Here is a 5,408-nt window from a genome sequence, read left to right as displayed (position 1 = left end):
CAGCGGCGCTCGCTCTCGCCATCAAACCAAAACCCAAACAGGCTCTCAAAGCAAACAGCCGCAGGCCGCTTCGTACACACGAAGGGGCCTGTGTTTTTTTGGTTGCCCAATAAAGAATTGACGTGCAAAGAACACGCATTGTGTATGGTGTGCGAGTACGTACAGTCACGTGTGCGTGTTGAAGTTCAATGGGAATGACAGCCTGCATGATGCCAATAAAAAACACCTGTCGTGGTGAGCGCAGGCCGACGGAGGAGGCCCATGTAGCCGCCGAATGGCATTCGGGGGGAACCATCTCTGCGGCGCTCAGCAGATACGGGCCACCCAGCAGCCCTGCTCATTTCGGGGGAAGTCTTTATTCGCTACGCTCGCCTGCCCCAGACCTGATCCGGGATCTTGCTTCGCTCGTGTCCAACTTCGCTCCGCTCAAGATGACGATGCATGAACGGAGCGGTGCTTACCCAAGACGGACGTCTGACCTCACTTATAGCGGCTTCACGCGTTCTCTTCAATCATCTCTTCAATCATCTCTTCAGTCTCTGTCTTAGCTCTCTGCGCTGCCTCTCAATGCGCTGTGCATTTAGGCTGTGTAACAGCTTATTTGCTCATTTAGGTTGACATCGACTGCGCAATGTACTATTATTTACTGGATGTACAGAGTATATGCTGATTGTCTAAAAGCCTGTTTCAATCTTGAGTGCTGAACTGCGCTCTCAGGCAGGCTCTACCTCTTCACCCCTCAACCTGACTGCCTGGCACCTGGCAGTACACTGCAAGCCACGTGCCTGCAAAGTAGACTTCTGCAAAAGGGTATATCGCGTAAGTCAATCTTGGAGACGGCGTAGACGCGCCTTCTCCTACACATTTCTCTCTTGCGTCCGCACTACGTATCGGCTCCTTTCTGTACCGTTCTCTATTCTACACCTATGCCCCCTCCTCTTTTCGTAAACCTATGTAGGAAACGGCTGAAGCGGCTGTTCTGGGCCCTATCATGGGTTGGTGGACTGCTTGGGGTATTGCTTTTTTCAGGCTGCGCTTCTGGCACTGATTTTCCTGACCCGTATACCTTCCCGTATACAATTCAGATTGAGCAGGAGCGTGGGTCCACAAATCCGCACAGACGAGTGCTTGACCTGGACCTGACCGGCGATGGACGAGACGAGTATATTCGTCATCCGCGTGTTAAAAACCGCGACCCGTCGACCCCCAGCAACATTGTTCTGCACACCCATGAAGGGCGAACGATTGCGCAAGTCAACTTCTCAGGGCAGGCTCAGCCCCCTCGTTCGCATGACCTTACAGGAGATGGACGCCTTGAGCTTCTCGTCCCCGTTGTGTACAACGACTCTCTCTCCGTGCACGTGATAGACGCCCGTGGCGAGAAGTTGTACGAGGTGTTTATCATGAGCGGAACGCCCCGCCAAGAGCCGGAGGGCGAAATTCGCTGGTATGCGGAGTTACAGCGACTGTGGGTTGAGGATGTTACGAACGATGGAGCGCTTGAACTTATCACGGTAGCCTCTACCCGTCTTGCTCAGAGGCCGCGCGGCGTGTTCGTACACAGTTTGCCGGATGGTGAAGAGCTCGGACACTGGGAAACAGGGACGTTTCTCAGAGACGGCGTCCTGCTTCGCAACCCCAACAACCCATCAACGCACAGCCTGCTTTATGCATCAGGCGCAACCAATAATGGAGGCGAAGCCAACGGGCAGAACGACCGATCTTCCTATGTCGGACGAGTTGACTTCTCCTCTCTTAATGAGGATGACGTTCGTATGTCTTGGTTTCGTCGCACAGGCGGACTCTGGACTCGCTCAAACATTGTGACCGACCAGCTGGCCGGCACGCCGGATCCATCTCTCGGCGTTTTTACCTGGCTACGGACCGATCAAAGCCGGCCAGATCAAGAGTGGATACGACGTATCGATCCTGTGCGTGGAACCGTTCAGGCCGTTCACCGCCCCGCTTCACAGATCCATGAGGTAGTTGCCGCAGACCTTAACGGGGACGGTACCAACGAAATCGTCTTTTTTGACGTTATGGGCCGCTTGCATGTGCTGGATGGCGAAACGCTAACCCTTAAGAAGACCGTTCATGTTGTGGATGAAGCCCTGGCTGAACGCCGTGGCTCGCTGGCTGCAACACCTGACTTCAATGGTGATGGACGCCCGAACCTTGCAGTGGGCTCTTCCAAAGGCCTTCGCATCTTAGACGCAGACCTCACCACCGTTGCTGTAGCAGAAAATAAACGGTACGTTGGCGTCGCACAGCGCGGTGCTGGTGAGCTTCCTGGACTTTCGATACAGAATGCAAACCATCAGTTCTACCGTGCTGTCATGCAGCCAGACGCGCTGCACCTTGCCTATCGCTACGGCCCATGGGCACTATGGATTATCGGCCTCGGGATTACCCTCACCATAGGACACACAATGTGGACACAACGGCGGCGTCTTTCGATGCTGGAAGCCACGCGTGAAACGCTTTCCTCACATGGCAACGAAGGGGTGCTTGTCTACCGCGCGAATGACCACAGCCTGGAACCGCTCGACAGCACAGCAAAGTACCACATACATCAGTGGCTACCAGCTAGCTCATCAAATGCGAGCAGCTATGCCGTAGACGACCTGGCCGACCGCTGTCCCGAAATCGACATGCTCTGCACCGAGCTCAAAGCCAACCTCCCTGCTCCGAAGGAGCAAACTGTTTCCGTTGATGGATACCCGTCCTCCCAGCTTGTTGCACTTCCCCTTTCTATCAGCGACCAAACGAAGGGAGACGGCCTGCTCCTCATCCGCACCGGTGCCTCTTCCGGTGCCGCAAACCAAGCCTGGCGGCTGATGGCGCGACGGGTGGCCCACGACCTCAAAAATCCACTCACAAGCATTCTTCTTACCCTCCAGCGGATTCAGATGGAGTATCGAAACCGCGCACCCGCACTCCAGGAGCCGCTTGATATGTATACGGAACGCATCGAAGATCGCATTGAGCATCTTCGGCGCATGACAAAGAATTTCATGAAGTTTGTCAATGCCGAGGAGCTGCAGTGTGCTGTCACTGACCTCAATGACTTTGTGCAGAAACAGTCTGACCCAATTGCCGCTCTCGTCCCGTCGGATACCGATCTGGATTTTCGCTGCACCAAGGAAGCATGTCCGGTCTACATTGATCACGACCAGATGCACTCGGTCCTCGAAAACCTCGTATCAAATGCTGTTAATGCGATGCCAGAAGGCGGGCGTATTACGGTAGCGACTCATTTGGAACGCAAGTTGCAATGGGATGTCGACGTGCCACCTCGTGATGTAGCGGTTCTCGAAGTAATGGATACCGGCACGGGCATCGATGCTGAAACACGTCAGCATCTGTTTACACCAGGATATACGACGCGAGAAGACGGTAACGGTCTCGGGCTTGCAATCGTACGGAAAGTTGTGTCTGACCATGACGGATACCTCGAAGTAGATAGTGAGCCCGGCGTCGGATCTTCCTTCTGCATATACCTTCCGCTCCACAATGAATCTGAGGCTTCCGATGCTTCTTCCTGAGAAGTCGCTCCGCCAACGTGAACGTGCGCTCTTGGCATAGACTCCATGCCCGAAGAGGCGGAATGTCCCGTGTCCACCAGCATGTATCAGAGCCCCCATCACGTGTCGCATCTAATGAATACAACACCTACTTGCTATGCCCTCGGCCCCTTCTCTCCTCGTTGTTGACGACGACCCACATGTCCGAACCGGGCTCTGCGACATCTTGAATCATCACGAATACAAAACGCACGAGGCAGGTGATGGGCGGAGCGCACTAACCCTGATGGAGGAACGTCCTGTAGATCTGGTGCTTCTGGATCTTGATCTGCCCCGGCTTTCAGGCATGCAGGTGCTTGAATCAGCGCTTGAGTCGCACCCTGCCCTTCCGATCATCATTGTCAGTGGAAAAGGCACGATCCAGCACGCGGTGCGCGCCACTAAGATAGGAGCATACGACTTTATTGAGAAGCCAGTGGATGCACAGCGCATGCTCGTAACGGTCCGTAACGCGCTGGAGAAGCGCACGCTGCAGCAACAGCGCGATCACCTTGTTAATGAGGCGCGTGCCCGGTATCGAATGGTGGGCTCCAGCAATCCGATGCAGCGCCTCTATGCCATTATTGATAAAGCTTCGCGCACTGCAAGCAAGGTGCTTATTACCGGTGAGAACGGGGTTGGCAAAGAGCTTGTAGCACGAGCCATTCACCACAACAGCAGCCGCGCGGGCGAACCCTTCGTTACGGTAAACTGTGCGGCGCTCCCAGAATCGCTTATTGAAAGCGAACTGTTTGGGCACCGCAAGGGCGCATTTACCGGTGCAGCCCAGCAACGCCAGGGCAAGTTCATCAGTGCCGATGGGGGGACGCTCTTTCTCGATGAAATCGGCGATATGGAGCTCAACACGCAGTCCAAGACGCTGCGTGCCCTCGAAGAGCAGGCGGTACAGCCTGTTGGTGCTGATGACACCATACAGGTGGATGCGCGCATTATCGCTGCTACCAATAAAGACCTGACGCGTGCGGTAGACGAGGGTGGCTTTCGCCGCGATCTGTACTACCGGCTCAACGTCATTACTATCAACGTACCGCCGCTGCGCGAGCGCCGATCGGATATCCCCGACCTGGTTGCTCATTTCCTGCATAAGTTTAGCACACGCAATGGCATCCACACGCGTCGGGTTGATGGCGCCGGACTTACGCTACTGATGAGCCACGACTGGCCGGGTAACGTGCGCCAATTGCGCAACGTCATTGAGCGCCTGGTTGCACTAAGCGACGCAGCTCAAATTCCGGCAACAGCCGTTGCAGATGCCCTGGGCCGCCACGATCGTAAAGTGACCGAACTTCGGCAAACTGACCTACGCGCTGCTCGTGAACAATTCGAACGGGCTTTCATCCGTCGCACATTGGATGCCCAGGATGGCCAGATCCAGTCGACAGCTGAAGCTCTTGGCATTAGCCGTAGCCACCTCTGGAGAAAGATGCAAAAGTACGAGATTGAATCACCATCCGACACCTGATTCCGCACGTGCCGATCGACACTTATCGGGTCTACTCAGAGAGCATAGCCGCGTTGCACAAAGGCAACATGCATTACCGATCCACGTTGCAGATGCGCAATGTACACCTGCCCTTCTGCGCTTTGATAGATGCAGCGAAGTGAGTTAACACATTTTAAACAATTCGCTTTTCTTCGAGATACATCTGCGTTGCGATTGCACTGTCATGTGATTGCACTGTCAGATGGGTAGGTCTCAGGTGAGCAGCACACGCACGTTGGGTATCACCCGATAACGAGCAGAACGGCGCCCATGCCCACGGGTACGACGATGTTGTCGTTCAGCGGAAGGGGCAGCGCCTCCAGAGCAGCGCCGGCAAGCGC

General features: G+C 55.0%; 2 protein-coding genes. Both read left to right on the top strand.

The window, feature by feature from the left end; genetic code table 11:
- Nucleotides 1-926 precede the first annotated feature (926 nt).
- A complete protein-coding gene (locus tag PPP56_RS10415; RefSeq protein WP_353563982.1) occupies nucleotides 927-3,545 on the top strand; it encodes a sensor histidine kinase in 2,619 nt (872 codons plus the stop codon).
- Nucleotides 3,546-3,681: 136 nt separating this feature from the next.
- Nucleotides 3,682-5,046 carry a sigma-54-dependent transcriptional regulator gene (locus tag PPP56_RS10410; protein ID WP_353563981.1) on the top strand — a complete coding sequence of 455 codons (1,365 nt, stop codon included), beginning with the start codon at nucleotides 3,682-3,684 and terminating at the stop codon, nucleotides 5,044-5,046.
- The last annotated feature ends 362 nt before the right edge of the window (nucleotides 5,047-5,408 follow it).

Source organism: Longimonas sp. (genome assembly GCF_040409695.1).
Classification (GTDB): Bacteria; Bacteroidota; Rhodothermia; order Rhodothermales; family Salinibacteraceae; genus Longimonas.
Note: the sequence above shows the minus strand (reverse complement) of the source record. Positions and strands in the feature narration are given on the sequence as shown.

Bases quoted from the DNA above. Each gene is read 5' to 3' on its own strand.
- PPP56_RS10415 (WP_353563982.1), top strand. From the start codon at position 927: ATGCCCCCTCCTCTTTTCGTAAACCTATGTAGGAAACGGCTGAAGCGG.
- PPP56_RS10410 (WP_353563981.1), top strand. From the start codon at position 3,682: ATGCCCTCGGCCCCTTCTCTCCTCGTTGTTGACGACGACCCACATGTC.